The organism is Hydrocarboniphaga sp. FW305-C-57, assembly GCF_058783045.1.
Map to the genome: position 1 here is coordinate 791,047 of NZ_JBYSYG010000001.1, position 18,300 is coordinate 809,346.

The following is an 18,300-nucleotide window of genomic DNA, read 5'->3' on the forward strand; positions in this document are numbered from 1 at the left end:
CGCCCGGGCCTGCAAGCTCTGATGGCGACAGCCGTTATCCAGTGCTCGGGGGAGGACGGTACGGCATGGCGACGGGGGATTTCGAGGCGCGGTTTTCTTCGCTGCTTGATCTGATCGCGGAGGCTCCGCTGGCGCCGGGTGGATGGGAGCCGGTGCTCGAAGGCGTGGCCGATTTCGTCGGCGGGCAGGCGGCCGACCTGACCTTCTTCGATCTGAACCCGGTGCAGATCGCCCGCACCGAAACCTCGCGCGTCGATCAATCGATCTACGGTCGTTACCTGGCCGACTACGCGCACAGCTTTCCGAACGTACATCCGCGCGCCGTGATGCTCGAACGCGGCCGCGAGAGCCAGATCCTGACCGACAGCGACTTCTACGAAGACGCCGAAATGGATCGCATGCCGTTCTATTCGGAGTTGCTGCCGCTGCTGGGTTTCCGTCATGCGATGGTCGCGTTCCCGAAAAAGGATCCGGACGCCAGAAGCTGGTTCTGTGTCGCCGTGCAATACCGCAAGCAGGATGAAGTCCCTGCCGAGCACCAGCGCCGGAACTTCTCGATGCTGTTGCCGCACCTGCGCCGGGCCTGCGTCGTCGAGGAAAAGCTGCGCAAGACACGGCGCGAAAACGCGGCGCTGGTCGACGCGCTCGACCACATGGGCGAATCGGTAGCCCTGCTCGATGCGAGCGGGCGCGTGGTCAAGGCCAATCGTTCGGCCCAGGCCATACTCGAAAAGGGCCAGGGGCTTTCGCTCGGCTACCTGGACCGGCTGATCCTGCCGACCAGCGAAACCCGGTCCGCGCTCGAGCGTGCCCTGCGCGGCTGCGCCTCGGCTTCGCTGCTGCTGGCCGCGGAAGACACCGGGCCGGCACCTCCGATCCTGGTGCCGCGGCGCAGCGGCCATCCGCTCGTGCTGACGATCCAGGCGTTGCCGGCCTCGGCGATGGGCGCTTACGGGGCGGTGGCGCTGCTGTTCATCGGCGACACCGCGCAATCCGCAGCCGCGAGCATGGGCGATCTGCGGGCGGTCTACGGGCTCTCCGCTGCCGAGGCCGGATTGATGCAGGCGCTGGCCGGCGGCGAGCGGCTCAAGGAATACGCGCAGCGCCACGAAGTCACCTACGAAACCGCGCGGTCGCGATTGCGCGAGGTCTTCCGCAAGACCGGAGCCCGGCGCCAGGCCGAGCTCGTTCGCCTGGTCGAAAGATTGCCGCGGGCCAGGCCGGCCTGAGCCTGCCGCAAGGGCGGGCCCACCCGAGGCGGCGCCATAACTACCCGTACGGGTGGCGTCCGGGCACCGGGCGCAAACGTGTAATCCATCCACACAACATGAAGATCGTCTCGTGTCCCGGCCTTCGCGCCTGAACCGGAGTGCGATCCAGGCGCCCTCGGCGGAGGGCAGGTGGAGGAGAGCAGTGAGCAGAATCGATCTCAGGGATTCCTGCGCCCGTCGTTCTCGCGGACGCGCCACCTTGCCAGCCGCGAGCCCACCCGAGGGCCTTTCCGTGAGCGCCGCGGTCGCGCCTTAGCGCGCCTCGAACCGACTCAGAACCCGGACAGCGGCGCAGGCCGCGACCGACTGCAAATAGAGGAGCGCCATGTACTCCCTGCGTCAAAGACTCGCGATGTGGATCATCGGCCACCAGAAGATCAGCTGGGCGGTGTTCATTGTGATCACTGCGTTCTTCGCGGTGGGATTGAGGAATGTCGAGCTCAAGACGATCTTCTCGGACCTGCTGCCGAAGGACGATCCGTTCGTGCAGGTGTTCAAGGATCACCCGAACTTCGGCAATCCGCTGACCGTGACCCTGATGGTCAAGCGCAAGGACGGCGACATCTTCAATGCCGAGACCCTGAACAAGGTCTGGCAGATGACGCGCGACATCGACCTGGCGCCGGGGGTCGACCACGACCAGATCCTGTCGATCGCGACCGAGAAGGCGCGCTACGCCGAAGCCACGCCGTACGGCATCGACATGCGGCCGCTGATGGGTGATTCGGTGCCCAAGACGCAGGACGAGATCGATGCGTTCCGCAACAACCTCGACAAATCGCCGAACGCGCGCACCTTCCTGGTCTCGCAGGATCAGAGCAGCACGCTGATCAACGCCACCTTCATCGAATCGCGGCTCGATTACGGCGAAGCGTTCCAGTACGTGCAGAACCTGGTCAACCAGAACCGCGACGCCGACCACGACATCTACCTGGCCGGACAACCCGCGCTGACGGGCTGGGTGTACGAATACGAAAGCCAGATGATCGGCATCTTCGCGGTGACGCTGACCCTGCTGGTCGTCGCATTGACGCTGTACATGCGCAACGTGGTCGGCGTGGTGACGCCGATCGTGACGAGCCTGGTGGCGGCGGTGTGGGGTTTCGGATTCGTCGGCTGGCTGAAGTCCCCCATCGAACCGCTGCTGATGATCGTGCCGCTGCTGCTGGTGGCACGCAGCTTTTCCCACTGCGTGCAGTTCACCGAGCGCTACTACGAAATCTACGCGCACGTGCGCGACAAGCAGAAGGCGGCCGAGATCACCATGGGCGTGATGATGGCGCCGTCGGTGCTCGGCATCTTCACCGACATCGTCGGCATCTTCCTGATCGCGCTGGCGCCGATTCCGGCGATGGAGCGCTTCGCGCTGTTCTGCGGCTTCTGGGCGATCTGGCTGATCCCGACCGGCGTGGTGCTGATCTCGCTGCTGCTGGCGGCGCTGCCGGCGCCGAAGAACGTCGAGAAGCTGGTGGGTGCCGAAGCGGCACAGACGCCGTTCAACCGCGGCTTCAAGAAGCTGCTCGAATCGATCGCCAGCGTCACCTACGGCAAGCGCGGCAAGGTGACGGCCGTGATCGTGGCGGTCTGCGGGGCGGCGGCGATCATCACGGGCCTGCAGATCAAGATCGGCAACCCGGTGGAGGGCAGCAACCTGCTCTGGGACGATTCGGAATTCAACGAAGCGGTGCGCCAGATCAACGGCAATTTCCCGGGCGTGAACACGCTCGAGATCGTGCTCGAAGCCAAGGACCAGCGAAATCCCGATCGTGTCGGCCGCCAGGCCGAGACGATCATGACGATGCTGCAACTGCAGAACATCATGGAGAACGGCGGCGAGCCGCCGCGCGCGACGCTGTCGTTCGCGGATTACCTGATGGAAGGCAACCGCCTGTTCTCGGGCGGCAATCCGAAGTGGCTGCCGCTCGACCCGACCAACGAAATGGTCGGTGCCGCCTCGATCGCGGTGATGCTCGGCTCGAGCCCGAAGGCGTTCTCGCACGTCATCAACTTCGACATCCAGAACGGCACCGTCTCGCTCTGGTACAAGGACAACAAGCAGGAGACGGTCGACTCGGCGCTCGCCGCCGCCAAGAGCGCGGTCGAGCAGGTCGGCGTCGACCACGATGCGTTCACGGTGCGCCTGGGCACCGGCACGATCGCCTTGCAGCAGGCGATGAACGACGTGGTCGAGCGCTACCACTGGGTCATCATCGGCCTGCTGAACTTCACGATCCTGCTGGGCTGCAGCTACGCCTATAAATCGGTGGTCGCGGGCCTGATCCTGCTGGTGCCGGTGAACCTGTCGAACTTCGTGCTGCTGTCCTCGATGCACCTGATGGGCATCGGTCTGGACATCAACTCGCTGATGGTGGCGTCGATCGGCGTCGGTGTCGGCATCGACTACGGCATTTATCTGCTGAGCCGCATCTGCGAGGAATACCACGCGCAGGGTCGCGACATCGGTCGCGCGAACGCGGCGGCACTGAGCACGACGGGCAAGGCGATCATGTTCACGGCGTCGATCATGCTGCTCGGGATCACGCCCTGGTACTTCCTGTCGGACCTGAAGTTTCTGGCCGACATGGGCCTGCTGCTCGACCTGCTGATGCTGATCAACATGGTGCTGGCGCTGGTGGTGCTGCCGCTGCTGGTCTGGTTGATCAATCCGCGCTTCCTGCGGCGCGAAGACCTGCTGGTCGGCGAAGGCGTCGATCTGTCGCAGTACACCGCGGCGCGTGAGCACGAGGAGCGGCTCGCACACGCGCTGTAGCAGCCCCCCGCAACACACACACGATCGAAAAACGTTGCACTAGAGGAGACGAGAGATGCACATCCGCAAATTCGATTTCAACTACAGCCGCCGCATGTTCCTGGAAAAGACCATGATGGGCGCGGCCACGGCGGGCGTTCTGGCGCCGATGTGGCCGGAGCTCGCGCACTCGGCCGATGTGTCGAAGGCCTATCCGGACGAGCTGCTGTCGATCGAGATGTACACCAAGGGCAAGATCAAGCCCGGTGACGTGCTGACGGCCGACAACGTCGACGCGGTGAAGGATCTGCTCGATCCGGTCACCTACAAGCAGGTCAAGACGATGAGCCGGCGCATCAACATCGTCGAATCGACTCGCGATGTCACCAAGCTCTATCCGGCCTCCTATCTTGAAACCACGCTGAAGAACAAAGGCAAGGCCAAGTTCGGACCGGACGGCAACGTCTACAACGCCGACGGCAAGCCGTGGATCGGCGGCAGCCCGTTCCCGGATGCCAAGGAAGCCAACGAATTCACCGCGAACCTCACGCTGAGCTGGGGCCGCCACGACTATTCGCAGTACGCGGTGCGCGACTGGGACATCGGTCCCGACGGTGAAGTCTCCTACCAGTACGACTTCGTCTGGGCCGAGCTCAATGCGACCGCGCGCGTCGACGGCACGACCTGGAACAACCGTGCCGACCTGCTGCGCCTGCAGTCGGTCTGGTTCACCTCGCCGAACGACGTGAAGGGCAGCTCGTTCCTGAACACCTGGTACTATGACCAGCGCAAGTTCCCGGACCTGATCGGCTATCTGCCTGCGTTCAAGCGCGTGCGCCAGTTCCCGACCAACCAGCGCTTCGAGCCGCTGGTGCCGGGCATCACGCTGTTCCTGTCGGACGCTTGGGCGGCCGGCGACCCGATGCAGACCTGGGGCAACTACAAGATCGTCGGTCGTGGCCCAATGCTCGGTGCCATCGGCAACAAGAACTTCATGGGCGGCTCGCATCCGAACTACGAGCGTCCGGTGCATGGCGGCCCGAAGGGCAAGAGCTTCCACGATACCTACATGGAGCTGATCCCCGAGTGCGTGATCATCGAAGCCGAGCCGACGGGTTATCCGCGTGCGCCGGTGGGCAAGAAGCGCACCTGCATCGACGTGCGCAACGGCATGTACGTGTCTTACGTGACCTATGACCGTCGCGGCGAAATCTGGAAGTCGTTCGAGCCGGCTTACGCGCAGTACAGCAACGACAAGCTGACGATCAAGGATGTGGACGGCAAGCCGGCGTGGTCGTGGGTGGCGGTGATCTGCCACGACGTGCAGTCGAACCGTTTGTCGCGCTTCGTGCAGGCCAAGGAAGTGACCGGCGGCTACAAGTCGACGTACAGCGAAGGCGGCATCGACGTCTACAACAAGTACCTGACGCCGCAGGCCATCGGCCGACTCGGCGCGTAAGCATCGATGTGGCTTGTGCCTTCTCCCTGCGGGAGAAGGTGCCCGAAGGGCGGATGAGGGATTCGCCGGCATAGCGAAGCTTGCTATCGCGGCGAGTCCCTCATCCCGGCCCTCTCCCGGAGGGAGAGGGAGATGAAAGGCAGTGAGGAGAGAGAACCCGTGAGCGTCATCGAACGCGGCGTGCGCGCCGCTCGTCGTGCCCCTATTGTTATCGCGATAGCTGCGGTCGGGCTGATGTCTGCGGTGGCTTATGCGAATACGCCGGCGGCTACGCCGCCGACGGGTGCTGCGCCGGTTGCGAACACACCGGCACCGGCAAGCTCATCGAACAACCCGGTCGTGCTGCAAGGCACGGCGCATCAGGCGCTGTTCAGCGTCGCCTTCGACGGTGATCGTGGCGTCGCGGTCGGCGCGATGGGCGAACTGCTCGAATCGAGCGATGGCGGCAAGAGCTGGAACGCGACGGCCAAGGGCATCACGCCGCTGTCGCTGCTCGGCGTCGGCCTGCAGGGGGCGCATCGCATCGCGGTGGGCCAGCAGGGCCTGATCCTGCGCAGCGAAGGCGATGCGGCCTGGAGCAAAGTTGAAAGCGGCAGCCAGCAGCGCCTGCTCGCGGTCAGCGTCAACCAAGCGGGGCTGGCGGCCAGCGTCGGCTCGTTCGGCGCGATCCTGGTTTCGGAGAACGGCGGTGCGAGCTGGCAGCCGGTCGTAGTCGATTGGACGCGCTATCTCGAAGAGCCGGTCGACCCGCATCTCTACGACGTCGCGGTCAGCGACGGCGGCGTCATCACCATCGCGGGCGAATACGGGCTGATTTTGCGCTCGGCCGATCATGGCAAGACCTGGGTGTCGGTGCATCGCGGCGAAGCCTCGATCTTCGATATCGCGATGCGGCCCGACGGCGTCGGTTACGCGGTCGGACAGAACGGCCTGGTGATGACCTCGTCGGATGGCGGCAACACCTGGCGCGATCTGCCGACGGGCTCCGAAGCCGTGCTGCTGGGTGTGTGGTCCGCGCCGGATGGCCGCGTGATCGTCGCCGGCATGCGCGAAACCCTGGAGAGCAGCGATGGAGGTGCGAGCTGGAAGCGTCGCACCGATGGCGATTTCGCCACCGCCTGGTACTCCGCGATCGCGGCGCCGGCGAGCGGAGGCCTGGTGCTGGTGGGACATACCGGACGCATCGTGAAGCTTGCGGGCTGAAGCAACGAACGATGGAACGAAGCGGCAAAGACGATAAAAACATGAGGAGGGGAGCTGACATGGTTGAACAGAGCAGCGTCAAGAAGAAGCAGACTCAGGGACGTGGTCTTCATCGCTGGATCGCAAGCGCAGCGGGTCTCGTGCTGCTGGCGGCGAGCGTGCCCGCGTGGTCGCAGGCGGTCGAGGAAATGCCGTCGGCGGCGGACAGCGCGGGTGTCGGTGCGGCGGTCGAAGAAATGCCCAGCGCGGCCGACAGCGTCGGCGTGAGCAACAACAACAGCAGCGGCTCGGGCGATGCGCCATCCCCCGAAATCGAAGGCGGCGGCTGGTTCAGCGGCGTCGGCTTCTCGTTCAGCGGCTTCTCGCGCATCGAAACCGCGATCCGCATGACCGGTGAAGAGAACCCGTTCAACCAGCGCGGCAACCTGTTCAACGGTGTGCCGACGGCGCGCTGCGGCGGCGTACCGCCGACACCGGTCTGCATCTCGCCCGACGTGTCGACGCGCAACGGCCAGAAGGCCAACAACCAGTTCAACCTGCAGCAGTTCCGCACGCACCTCGATTTCCAGGCCACCTTCAACGAAAACTGGTCCGCCCGCGCACTCGTGCGCGGCATCTACGAACTCGGTGAGTACGACAACTTCAGCCGCGATGCAGTCGGCAGCAACGCCGACGGCTACCTGTACGGCAAGCCGAACTTCTTCGAGTACGACAACTACCGCAAGGGCGGCTGCCAGAACCGGCTCGAAGTCTGCGGCCGCAACTACATGGTCGACCTGCCGAACTTCACGGTCGACTACCAGAACGGACCGCTGCTGATCCGCGCCGGCAACCAGCAGATCGCCTGGGGCCAGGCGCTGTTCTTCCGCGTGCTCGACGTACCCAACGGCCTCGACCTGCGTCGCCACCTGTTCCTCGACTACACGCCAGAGGAATACGCCGACGAACGCATTTCCTCGCCGGCCATCCGCGCCTCGTACCAGATCAACAACGAGTGGGAAGCGGACAGCTACGTGCAGATGTTCCAGCCGACGATCTACTCGAACCCGAACACGCCATACAACGTGATCACCTCGCAGTTCACGGTCCATGACCGCTTCAACCAGGTCGACGACAAGCTCAACTACGGCCTGCGCCTGCGCGGCAGCGTCGCCAACGTGGGCCTGCAGTTCGTCTACGCCAACCGCCTGAATCCGGACGGCGTGTTCCGCTGGACCGAATCGGGCGTCAATCGCGGCCTGCCGGGCGCGCTGCCGAACGTCGTTCCGGGGCTCACCGACACGGTGTCGCAGCTGCTGGGCCTGGCGCTCGACCCGATCGGTGGCGGCATTCCGCTCACCGGCGCGATCCTGGCGCGCACGCCGTTCGAAGTCGATCCGACCGGCGTGGTGTCGGCGAGCGAATGGTTCACCTACGCCGGCATGGCGCGGCTGTCGGCCGTCGAAGGCCTGAACGCCTCGATCACCGATTTCCCGGCGACGGCCTTGCTGCTGGCCAACCCGGTCGACTCCAACGAAGCGGCGATGCGCGAACTGGACCTGTTCTTCCAGCTCTCGGGCGGCCTGCGCGGCCACATCGAGCGGCAGTACAAGCGCGAGAACAACATCGGCTTCGGCACCAGCTACGTGATCGAAGCCGATCCGGGCACGCTGCTCGACCAGCTGATCATCAACTTCGAAGCGATGTACACGCCGGACCGCACGTTCACGGCCCCGTCGCTGGGCGCCGGCTACGACGAGCGCGAGGAGTGGGTGACGGCCCTGGTGATGGAGAAGTACCACCGCTTCTCGCAGAGCTTCCCGGCGACCTACCTGGTGTTCCAGTGGGAGCACCGGACCGAGAGCGACCTGTACGGCCGCCTGCTCGACGGCATGAACGGCGATTCGCGCAACACGGCGGGTGGCATCAATGGCAAGTGGAATGGCTGGGATGGCCTGGTGTTCGCGTTCCAGCAGCCGTTTCCGAACCTGGTGTACCGCGTCGACGCGGCGGTGCTGTACGACACGCGCGGCGGCCTGCTGGCGCAGCTGGGCCTGCGCTGGAAACCGAGCGGCCCGCTGTCGGCCGAGGTGTACTACACCTACCTCAACGGCGGCCTGTCGGGTAACGACAACGACAACATCATCTCGACGATCGACTACGCCGACGAACTCGGCATCCGCCTGGGCTATCAGTTCTGATGGGGAGCTGATGCACGTTCCAGTAAAGAATCTCTCGTTGTAGCTTGGCTCCTGCCGGCACGGCTCCTCCAGCTTGCCGGCAGCTTTTTTTGAGCCCACTTTTTCAGGAGTCACGAGATGCACCCGATACGCTTCGATCGCGGCTATAGCCGTCGTCATTTCATCGAACAGATGGGACGCGGTGTGCTCGCAACCGGAGTGCTCGCGCCGCTGGGCGACGTGCTCGCGGCGACGGGCTCGATCGAGAAGGCATACCCGGACGAGCTGCTGTCGATCGAGGGCTATACGAAAGGAAAGCTCAAGGCCGGCGACTTCATCACGGCGGACAACGTCGAACTCGTCAAGGAACTGCTGACGCCGATCGTCTATACGCAGGTCGCCAAGATGGGCCGCAAGCTCAAGCTCGCCGCGACCACCACCGACATCATGCGGCTGAGTCCTTGGGAATATCTCGAGGCGACGTTCTCGAACAAGGGCAAGGCGCGCTTCGACGACCGCGGCAACGTCGTCACCGAACAGGGCAAGCCGTGGATCGGCGGCAATCCGTTTCCCGATCCCAAATCGGCGATCGAACTGTTCGCCGGACTCACGCTGAGCTGGGGCCGCCACGACGCCTCGTTCTACACCACGCGCGAATACGACATCTCCGAGCGCGGCGAGCTGCAGTACGAGTACGAATCGGGCTGGGCCGAGATGTCGCCGGTGGCGCGCACGGTGCTCGATCCCAAGCCGTACTGGCCCGAGCAGATCGACAAGCTGCGCTTTCAGTGCGCCTTCTTCACCGCGCCGAACTCGGTGCGCGGCACCTCGTTCCTGAACATCTGGGCCTACGACCAGCATACGTTCCCCGAGCTTTACGGCTACGTGCCGGAGTTCAAGCGCGTGCGCCAGTTTCCGACCGATCAACGCTTCGAGCCGCTGGTGCCGGGCTCGGCGTTCTATCTGTCCGACGCCTGGGCCGCGGGCGATCCGCTCTACACCTGGGGCGATTACCAGATCGTCAGCCGCGGGCCGATGCTCGGCGCGGTGTCGGGCGGCTGGAACGCGGAGCATCCGAACTGGCAGCACACCACGCATGGAGGGCCCAAGGGCCTCACGTTCTGGGACACCACCGTCGAACTCGTGCCCGAGGCGATCGTCGTCGAAGCCAAGCCGGTCAAGTTTCCGCGCGCACCGGTCGGCAAGAAGCGCGTCTGGTTCGATGCGCGCACGCAACTGCCTCTGGCGATGGTCTCGTTCGACCGCCGCGGCGAGGCTTTCCGCTCGTTCGACGGGGCGTTCGCACTCTACGAATCGGGCAATCGGCGCGTGATGGACGGCAAGCATCCGCTCTGGAGCTGGGGACATGTGCACGCCTTCGATCTGCAGAGCGGCCGCATGACGCGGCTCGAACAGGTGCGCGCGATCGCGGGCGGCCATCAATCGAGCGCGAACGATCCGCAGATCTACGATCGCTACCTGACGCGGTCCGCGCTCATGCGACTGGGCAAGTAGTGACGTATGCCGACGCCACGATGGAAGCGCCCATGGACTCGCGCGACTTCGTGCTCGGAACGAAGCCTGCGACCGACAGCGCCTCGCGCTATGGCATCGCGATTTCGATCGCCCTGCATCTGGCGCTGCTGATCGTGTTCGCGTTCCTGCTGAGTTCCAGGCCGATCGAGATTCGCAAGCCGCCGACGCGCATGATTCGCGCCGAACTCATCGCGCCGGTCGCGCGTCAGGCGCAGCAGGCCAGCAGTGCGCCGGCGCCGGCTGCGCCCGCGGCTCCCAAGCTGGCGCAGAAGCCGAGTCCGACCCCCAAGCCGAAACCCAGGCCGGCGCCCCCGAAGGCGCAACCGCCTGCGCCCGCGCAGAAGGCGCAAAGCGATCCGTCGCCCGCGGCGCAGGCGGCGTCGCCGGTTCCGAAGGAGCAGCAGGGTGTCGAACCCGAGAACGCCGAGAACCAGCTGCTCGGGCGCCTGCGCACGAACTGGCTCGCGCCGCCGCGCACGGCCGCCCGTTTCAGCTGCCGGCTGCGCATCGATTACCGGCCCGGCGGCATGATCAGCAAGGTCACGGTGCAACAGGGTTGCGGCGAACCGGGCCTGGGCGATTCGATCGAACGCGCGGTATGGAAATCGCAGCCGCTGCCGCTGGCGTCCGACGCGCCGCCGAGCGGCAGCATCGAACTGGATTTCAGCCCGTGACGGCGCGCGCATGGTTGCGATGGGGGCTGGCGCTTTGCGCGCTGCTGCTCGCCGAAGCCGCATCGGCGCAGCACGAAGCCTGCGTGCCGACGCGAGTCGATCCGATGCCGCCCGGCGCACCCGTGGCGTTCCGCGATTGCCCCGATACGCCGGTGCTCGTGACGATTCCGGCCGGACGTTTTCGCATGGGCGATGTGCTCGGCAACGGATCGTCCTACGAAAAGCCCGTGCACGAAGTGAGCGTGCGGCGCTATGCGCTCGGACGCTACGAAATCACGCGCGCCGAATGGTCCGCATGCGTGCTCGCCAAAGGCTGCGACGAACTTTCCATGGGCCCGGGCGATCCGCAGCTGCCGGTGACCGATGTGAGCTGGGACCAGGCGCAGCGCTACGTCGCCTGGCTCACGCAGCGTACGCGCCAGCCGTATCGCTTGCCGAGCGAAGCCGAGTGGGAATACGCGGTGCGTGCGGGTAGCGAGACGCAATACAACTGGGGCAATGTCGTCGAGTTCGCCTGCCAGAATGCGAACGGCTTCGATCGCGCCGGCCGCAAGGCGCATCCGCAATGGGACTGGCAGATCGAATGCAACGACGGCTATGGCGAAGCCGCGCCGGTCGGTCGCTACGCGCCGAATGGCTGGGGCCTGTACGACATGCTCGGCAACGTCTGGGAATGGGTTGCCGATTGCTGGCACGCCGACTACACGGACGCTCCGTCCGATGGTCGCGCCTGGGTCGAAGACGGCTGCGCCAAGCGCGTCAATCGCGGCGGCGGCTGGGGCAATCATCCGCGTTCGCTGCGCGTTTCGAATCGCGATGGAGATCCGGCTGGCGCGCGCAGCGACGGACTCGGCTTTCGCGTCGCCCGCGATCTACCTTGAGAGCGAAGTCATGCGCAAACTCCTCACCGCCGTGATGCTGCTGCTGCCGATCGAGCTGCAGGCCGCGGAAGCGTTTCAACCAATCGAAAGACAGCTGCGCTACACGCTCGATGTCGATGCCCAGCAGCAATGGCGCAACGACAGGCAGTGGAGCAAATCCACGAGCCTCCAGCGCTACGAGATCGCGACACGACTGCGGTCCGACGGCCGGCTCTACACCGACAACCTGCTCGATCCGGACACCGAGCAGCGCACGCGCATCAAGAGCGAGTACTACATCTACCAGGGCCTGCTGAAGCTCAAGAGCGAATACGGCGGCCGGCTGCCGAGCCTCGCCGAACTCGGAAGCCAGGCGCCGACCAGGCCGCCGCAGGCGGACGGGCGTTGCATGGAAGCCCTGAGCTGCGGCGCCGAAACCGCAGAGCGCTACGCGGCGCTGACGGCGATGCAGCACAACACGGCCGAGGAGCTCGAAGCCTTCATCGCCTCGTACGACGAGCCCGGCGGACGCTACCGCTATTTCAGCGGTTATCCGGGCTGCCCGAACACGCTCAAGCTCACGCACACGGCGCATTTCGAAGGCGAGCAGGCTTTCGACCGCGAAAAGAAGAAGCTGCAGCCGTTCACGCTCGACTGGAAGGCCGACTCGCGCGGCAACGCCGTCGAGCAGCGTGCGCTTTGCGAGCACTACCTCGTGGTGGTCGACGAGCAGACCAAGGCGGTCTACGTCGAGAACCTGTTCATTCCGTCCGCGCACGGAAGCTCGGTGCTGACGGTGTCGGGCAAGTCCGAGCGCCGCGAGGCCGATCTGCCGGTGCCGAGCGAGGTGCTGGCCTGGACGCAGGAGCAGATCGGCCGTAGCCGCGATCGCGTCAGCAAGCAGGCCAGCCTGCGCATCACCCGGCCGCTCGACGGCAACGCGACCGTGCTCGGAGCCTTCGACGGTGTCGCCAAGGTGAAGCTCGATTGGGTGTTCGAGCCTGCGAATTAGCTTCGAAGGCCGGCTTCGAAAACTACCCGACAGGGTAGCGAAGCGCCGGTAAGCCGTCGCTAATCTGATCCCATACCAAGGGCGCGCCGAAGTCGCGTGCCGGTCATCCGTGCAGAGACGACAGAGGAGAGAAGTCATGGCAACAGCCACGGCGGATGCCGGCCTCGTGCCGCGTCCCCACCAGCTTCCGCGATTCGCAGCGGAAGCGGTGGATCTCGAAGCGCCGGAGACTGGTTGATGAACCGACTGCTCGATCGGCTCGATGCGCCGGCGCCGCTGCTGTGGATCGACGCCGACGATTACTGCGAACGCCTGCTCGCGAACGGGCAGGCACCGTGGACCGATGCGATCGCGTGGCTGGCCTGGCAGCGCAAGGGGCAGGGTCTGCTGCGCAGCGATGTCGTGGCCTTGCCGCTAGCCCGCATCGTCGACGGCTGGCTCGAAGCGCAGCCCGATGTGCGCTCGACCATGGGACTCAGGAATCGCCTGCTGCTGCCGTTGCGCACGCTGCTCGCGAACGAGGCCCTGCGTGCGCATCTGGTCGAGTTGATCGTCGGCCTGCGCGCGAGCCAGGGCAGCACGCCGGTGGTGCTCGTGCTGCCGTCTCCGCGCGCCTGGGTCGCGATTGCCTACCGGCAAGCGTTCGCGGACGAGCCCGAGCCCGAAGTCGGCGCCGACGATGCCGACTCCGCGGCCGTCTACGTCGCCGACTTCCTGCGCGCCTTCGGCGAAGCCGGGCTCGATGGCGTGCTGCTCGTCGAGGCGGCCGAGACCGTGCCGGGCAGCGACGATGATCTGTCCTGCTACAGCGCCGTGTTCAATCTGGCGGCGCATTACCGCTGGGCTTGCGGCATCGAGCTGCCGAAGTCCGGCGACTTCGATGCGTCCTCGCTCGACTTCGTCATCAGCAGCGAGGCGCAGAGTGGCGTCCGTCGCCACGGACACCGCATCGCCTGGCATTCGGAAACGGACAAGGTCGCGCATTTCAGCTTCATCACCGTGCCCGCGAATGGCGAGCCCGAGCAGGTGCTCGATCACCTGCGCCGCTTGCGCGAGAGAGGAAAAACAGAATGACCAAAACGATGGAAGCAGGCAGCGTGCGCGAAGGCGAGCTGCTGTGGACGCCGCGCCCCGGGTATGCGGCGGCTTCGAACATCGCGAAGTTCATCGATTGGCTGGGCCGCGAGAAGGGGGTCAAGCTCGCGGACTACAACGAGCTGCATCGCTGGTCGGTCAGCGACATCGAAGGCTTCTGGTCTTCGATCTGGACCTACTTCGACGTGCAATCGGAAACGCCGTACACGAGCGTGATCGATCGCAAGCTCATGCCAGGCGCACGCTGGTTCGACGGCAGCCGCGTGAACTACGCGGAGCATCTGCTTCGGCATGAAGGCGACGGCCGGAAGACGGCGTTCCACCACCTGTCGGAGACGCGCGAGCTCGCGCAGATGAGCTGGGGCGAACTGGGCGACAAGGTGCGCATCCTCGCGACGCAGCTGCGCGCGATGGGCATCCAGCCGGGCGATCGCATCGTCTCATACATGCCGAACGTACCCGAGACGGCGGTCGCCGCGATGGCGACGATCGCGATCGGCGCGGTGTGGTCGTCGGCGGCGCCGGAGTTCGGCGTCAAGACGGTGATCGAGCGGTTTTCGCAGATCGAGCCGAAGCTGTTGTTCGTCGCCGACGGCTATCGCTTCGGCGGCAAGGACTTCTCGCGCGAGCAGGAGACGCGCGAGATCGTGAGCCGTCTGCCGACGCTCGAGCACGTGGTCTGGCTGCCGTACTTGAACCCCGAAGCGAAATCCCCGGTGAAAGCCAAGCTCTGGAACGAGCTGCTCGATCATCCCGCGGTTCCGCGCGAGTCGTTCCGGTTCGAGCGCGTGCCTTGCGATCATCCGATCTGGGTGGTTTTCAGCTCGGGCACGACGGGCCTGCCGAAGGCGATCGTGCACAGCCACGTCGGTGTGCTGCTCGAGCACCTCAAGCTCATGCACTTCCACATCAATCTGAAGCCCGGATCGGTCATGTTCTTCTACACGACCACCGGCTGGATGATGTGGAACCTGCTGCTCGCCGCACTGCTGACGGGCTCGTCCGCGGTGCTCTACGACGGCAGCCCGATGCATCCAGGGCCCGATTTTCTCTGGCAGCTCGCGTCCAGGACGCGATGCACGAGCTTCGGTGCGAGCCCGACCTTCGTGCAGATGATGGAGAAGGCCGGACTACGGCCCGGGGAAAGCTACGATCTGTCCGCGCTCGAAGGCGTGCTCGTGAGCGGATCGCCGTCGACGCCCGAAACCTTCGCCTGGTTCTATCGCCACGTGAAGCCGGATCTGTGGGTGACCTCGCAATCGGGCGGTACCGAAATCTGCAGCGGCTTCGTCGGGGCAGCGCCGACACTGCCGGTGTATGCGGGTGAAATCCAGACGCGCATGCTCGGCATGGACGTGCGCGCGCTGTCCGACGACGGCAAGGAAGTGATCGATGAAGTCGGCGAGCTCTGCGTGAAGAGCCCGTTCCCGTCGATGCCGATCTACTTCCTCAAGGACGAAGGTGGCAAGCGCTATCAGGAGTCCTATTTCGAAGTGTTTCCGGGCATCTGGAGGCACGGTGATTTCATCAAGATCAACTCGCGTGGCGGCTGCTACATCTACGGGCGCTCGGATTCGACCTTGAATCGCTTCGGCGTGCGCATCGGCACCGCGGAAATCTATCGTTGCGTGGAGCAGCTGCCGGAGATCGCGGACAGCCTGGTCGTGTGCGTGGAATTGCCGGGCGGCAAGTTCTTCATGCCGATGTTCGTGAAGCTCAATCCGGGTTCGCAGCTCGACGGCAAGCTCGAATTGGAGATCGCGGGGCGCTTGCGCCGTGATTGCAGTCCGCGGCATGTGCCGGATCGTATCTATGCGGTGGAGGCGATTCCGTACACCCTGACGGGCAAGAAGATGGAGGTGCCGGTTCGCAAGCTGCTGGTCGGCATGCCGCTCGAGAAGGCGGCGAGTCGGGATGCGATGATGAATCCGGCGGCGATCGATTGGTATGTGAAGTTTGCGCAGGAGTCTGCTGATTATTCGTGGCGGGTTGCGTGATGGTTTCTGTTGGTTCAGCTCATCGCTGCGGGAGTTCGACCTCGCCGGTCGGGCCTTACTTTCTTTGCTCGTGCAAAGAAAGTAAGCAAAGAAAGCACGCCCCCAAGTCCGCGTCCGTTCGTCGCGTGGCGACGAACGGATCCCCGCTTGGAGCGCCGTGCTCGGGGTCGCGCCGACGCGACATCCTGTCGCGACGTCGCTCAGCCGGACGTCCTGTCCGGCTGACCCACTGCGCGCGCCGCTCCAACCGGCGCTCCCAGGGGTTTGAACAGCTACTGCGACATCTAACGGCTCACTTCGCCTCGCCGCAAAACAACGCAGAGCGAAGCGAGCGTTGTGCCGTTGCTTTGGCTTGTGACGTCGGGCCCCTTGTGGCGCACCGAGCAGCGCAGCGCGCGCAGGGGACGGCGGGCAGGAGCCCGCCGAGTTTCGTCGCGACAGGGATGTCGCGTCGAAACTCCTGCCCCGAGCACGTGAGCAGCGCAGGGCACCCGCATCGCGGGTGCGCCATCAGGGCGTGCTTTCTTTTGGTGACTTTTCTTTACACGAGTAAAGAAAAGTCACTCGGCCTACAGGCCGAAATAGAACTCGCAGTGACGAACCAAGGTTCATATCAAAGCCTGCCTTCAGCTGCGGCCTAGCGCGCAAAGCAAAACCAAAAACCACCCGAGGAGAACCCCATGCAATCCCCAGAAAAGATTTTCCGCCTCGACGGCAAGGTGGCCTTCATCAGCGGCGCCGCGCGCGGACTCGGTGCGCACGTCGCGCGCACGCTCGCGGCGGCCGGTGCCTCGGTGTTCCTGACCGACGTGCTCTCCGCCGAAGTCGAGCAGACCGCGAAGAGCATTCGCGATGCCGGCGGCAAGGCCGCGGCGGCGGTGCACGACGTGACGCAGGAAGCGCAGTGGGAAGCAGCGATGTCGCAGGTGGTGTCGCAGTTCGGCGGGCTCGATGTGCTCGTCAACAATGCGGGTGTCGAAGACATGGCCTTCTTCGCCGAAGGCAGCCTCGAAAGCTTCAAGCGCATTCAGGACATCAACGTCAACGGTACGTTCCTCGGCCTCAAGCATGCGATACGGGTGATGCGCCCGGGCGGCGCGAGCGGACGCGGCGGGGCCATCGTCAATCTGTCTTCGCTCGCCGCGATGATCGGCGTGACCGGGCTCGGGGCTTATTGCGCTTCGAAGGGCGCGGTGCGTTCGCTGACCAAGTCGGCCGCGATCGAATGCGCGCAGCTCGGTTACGGCATTCGCGTCAATTCGATACACCCGGGCGTGATCAAGACCGCGATGGGCAATCACCTGCTCGAAGGCTTCGTGCGGCTCGGCATGGTGCCCGATGTCGCCACTGCCGAAGGCGCGATGCTGCAGCTGCATCCGCTCGGCCTCGGCACGCCCGACGACGTTGCCAATGCGGTGCTGTATCTGGCCTCGCCGGCATCGCGCTGGACCACCGGCGCGGAGATCGTGCTCGATGGCGGCGCCAATGCGCAGTGACGGAGCGGACTCGATGAAACGCATGGAAGGCAAGGTGTGCGTGGTGACCGGCGGTGCGCGCGGCCTAGGTCTGGCGGCGGCCGAAGCGCTGATCGCCGAAGGCGCTCGCGTGGTGATCACCGATCTCGATCGGGCGGCCGGTGAACAGGCTGCGGCCAGGCTCGGCGACGACGCGGTCTTCATGTCGCAGAACGTCACCGATGCCACGCAATGGGAGCAGGTGCTCGATGCGACGATCGCGCGCTTCGGCTCGCTCGACGTGCTCGTCAACAACGCGGGCATCGCCGACATCGTCGACGTCGAGCAGGTCTCGCTGGCGACCTGGAAACGCACGCTCGACATCAATCTGAGCGGTGTGTTTCTGGGCACGCAGGCTGCGATTGCGCGCATGAAGAAGGAGCGCCGCGGTTCGATCGTCAATATCGCGTCGATCGAGGGCATTCTCGGCGAGGCCGTGCTTCCGGCCTACAACGCGGCCAAGGGCGGCGTGCGCATCTTCACGCGTTCGGCTGCGATCCACTGTGCGCGCAGCGGCACCGGCATTCGCGTCAATGCGGTCTGCCCGGGCTTCGCGGATACGCAGATGGTCAGCGGCGCACTCGCGACCTTGACGCCCGACGAGGCGCAGGCCTTCGCCGAGAAAACACTGGCGCGAATTCCGATGGGACGCTTCGCGCAGCCTGCGGAAATCGCGGCGGCCGTGCTGTTCCTCGCTTCCGATGAATCCAGTTACGTGACGGGTTCCGATCTCGTCGTCGACGGCGGCATGACCGCTTGATGTGCAACCCT

Annotated in this window: 13 protein-coding genes; all 13 read left to right on the forward strand. The window is 65.1% G+C overall.

What is annotated here, in order from left to right:
• The first annotated feature begins 65 nt into the window (after positions 1–65).
• The 13 genes from AC3WUM_RS03645 to AC3WUM_RS03705 all read left to right on the forward strand — a co-directional run bounded on the left by AC3WUM_RS03645 (position 66) and on the right by AC3WUM_RS03705 (position 18,289).
• Complete coding sequence (locus tag AC3WUM_RS03645) at positions 66–1,229, forward strand: helix-turn-helix transcriptional regulator (protein WP_492408762.1); 1,164 nt, start codon at positions 66–68, stop codon at positions 1,227–1,229.
• A 367-nt stretch (positions 1,230–1,596) separates the two neighbouring features.
• Positions 1,597–4,041, forward strand: coding sequence for an efflux RND transporter permease subunit (locus AC3WUM_RS03650; protein WP_492408763.1), 2,445 nt, complete (start codon positions 1,597–1,599; stop codon positions 4,039–4,041).
• 55 nt (positions 4,042–4,096) lie between these two features.
• Positions 4,097–5,479: a DUF1329 domain-containing protein gene (locus AC3WUM_RS03655; RefSeq protein ID WP_007183963.1), complete on the forward strand. Its 1,383-nt coding sequence runs from the start codon at positions 4,097–4,099 to the stop codon at positions 5,477–5,479.
• Positions 5,480–5,638: 159 nt separating this feature from the next.
• Entirely contained in the window at positions 5,639–6,682 is a 1,044-nt protein-coding gene (locus tag AC3WUM_RS03660; protein ID WP_492408764.1) for a WD40/YVTN/BNR-like repeat-containing protein, read from the forward strand.
• Between the two features lie 59 nt (positions 6,683–6,741).
• Positions 6,742–8,862, forward strand: coding sequence for a DUF1302 family protein (locus tag AC3WUM_RS03665; protein WP_492408765.1), 2,121 nt, complete (start codon positions 6,742–6,744; stop codon positions 8,860–8,862).
• A gap of 117 nt (positions 8,863–8,979) precedes the next feature.
• Positions 8,980–10,356 (forward strand): DUF1329 domain-containing protein, encoded by a 1,377-nt coding sequence (locus tag AC3WUM_RS03670; RefSeq protein ID WP_492408766.1) that lies wholly within the window; start codon positions 8,980–8,982, stop codon positions 10,354–10,356.
• A 32-nt stretch (positions 10,357–10,388) separates the two neighbouring features.
• The gene (locus AC3WUM_RS03675; protein WP_492408767.1) at positions 10,389–11,051 is read left to right on the forward strand and encodes a TonB C-terminal domain-containing protein; all 663 of its coding nucleotides are present in this window, start codon (positions 10,389–10,391) and stop codon (positions 11,049–11,051) included.
• Positions 11,048–11,932: a formylglycine-generating enzyme family protein gene (locus tag AC3WUM_RS03680; RefSeq protein WP_492408768.1), complete on the forward strand. Its 885-nt coding sequence runs from the start codon at positions 11,048–11,050 to the stop codon at positions 11,930–11,932. Before AC3WUM_RS03675 ends, AC3WUM_RS03680 begins: the two co-directional genes overlap by 4 nt.
• Positions 11,933–11,942: 10 nt before the next feature.
• Complete coding sequence (locus tag AC3WUM_RS03685; protein ID WP_492408769.1) at positions 11,943–12,923, forward strand: hypothetical protein; 981 nt, start codon at positions 11,943–11,945, stop codon at positions 12,921–12,923.
• 237 nt (positions 12,924–13,160) lie between these two features.
• Positions 13,161–13,997, forward strand: a complete 837-nt coding sequence (locus AC3WUM_RS03690) for a hypothetical protein (RefSeq protein WP_492408770.1) — start codon at positions 13,161–13,163, stop codon at positions 13,995–13,997.
• The gene (locus tag AC3WUM_RS03695; RefSeq protein WP_492408771.1) at positions 13,994–16,015 is read left to right on the forward strand and encodes an acetoacetate--CoA ligase; all 2,022 of its coding nucleotides are present in this window, start codon (positions 13,994–13,996) and stop codon (positions 16,013–16,015) included. Before AC3WUM_RS03690 ends, AC3WUM_RS03695 begins: the two co-directional genes overlap by 4 nt.
• A 680-nt stretch (positions 16,016–16,695) precedes the next feature.
• Positions 16,696–17,511, forward strand: coding sequence for an SDR family NAD(P)-dependent oxidoreductase (locus tag AC3WUM_RS03700; RefSeq protein ID WP_492408772.1), 816 nt, complete (start codon positions 16,696–16,698; stop codon positions 17,509–17,511).
• A gap of 13 nt (positions 17,512–17,524) precedes the next feature.
• The gene (locus AC3WUM_RS03705; RefSeq protein ID WP_492408773.1) at positions 17,525–18,289 is read left to right on the forward strand and encodes a glucose 1-dehydrogenase; all 765 of its coding nucleotides are present in this window, start codon (positions 17,525–17,527) and stop codon (positions 18,287–18,289) included.
• Positions 18,290–18,300 lie beyond the last annotated feature (11 nt).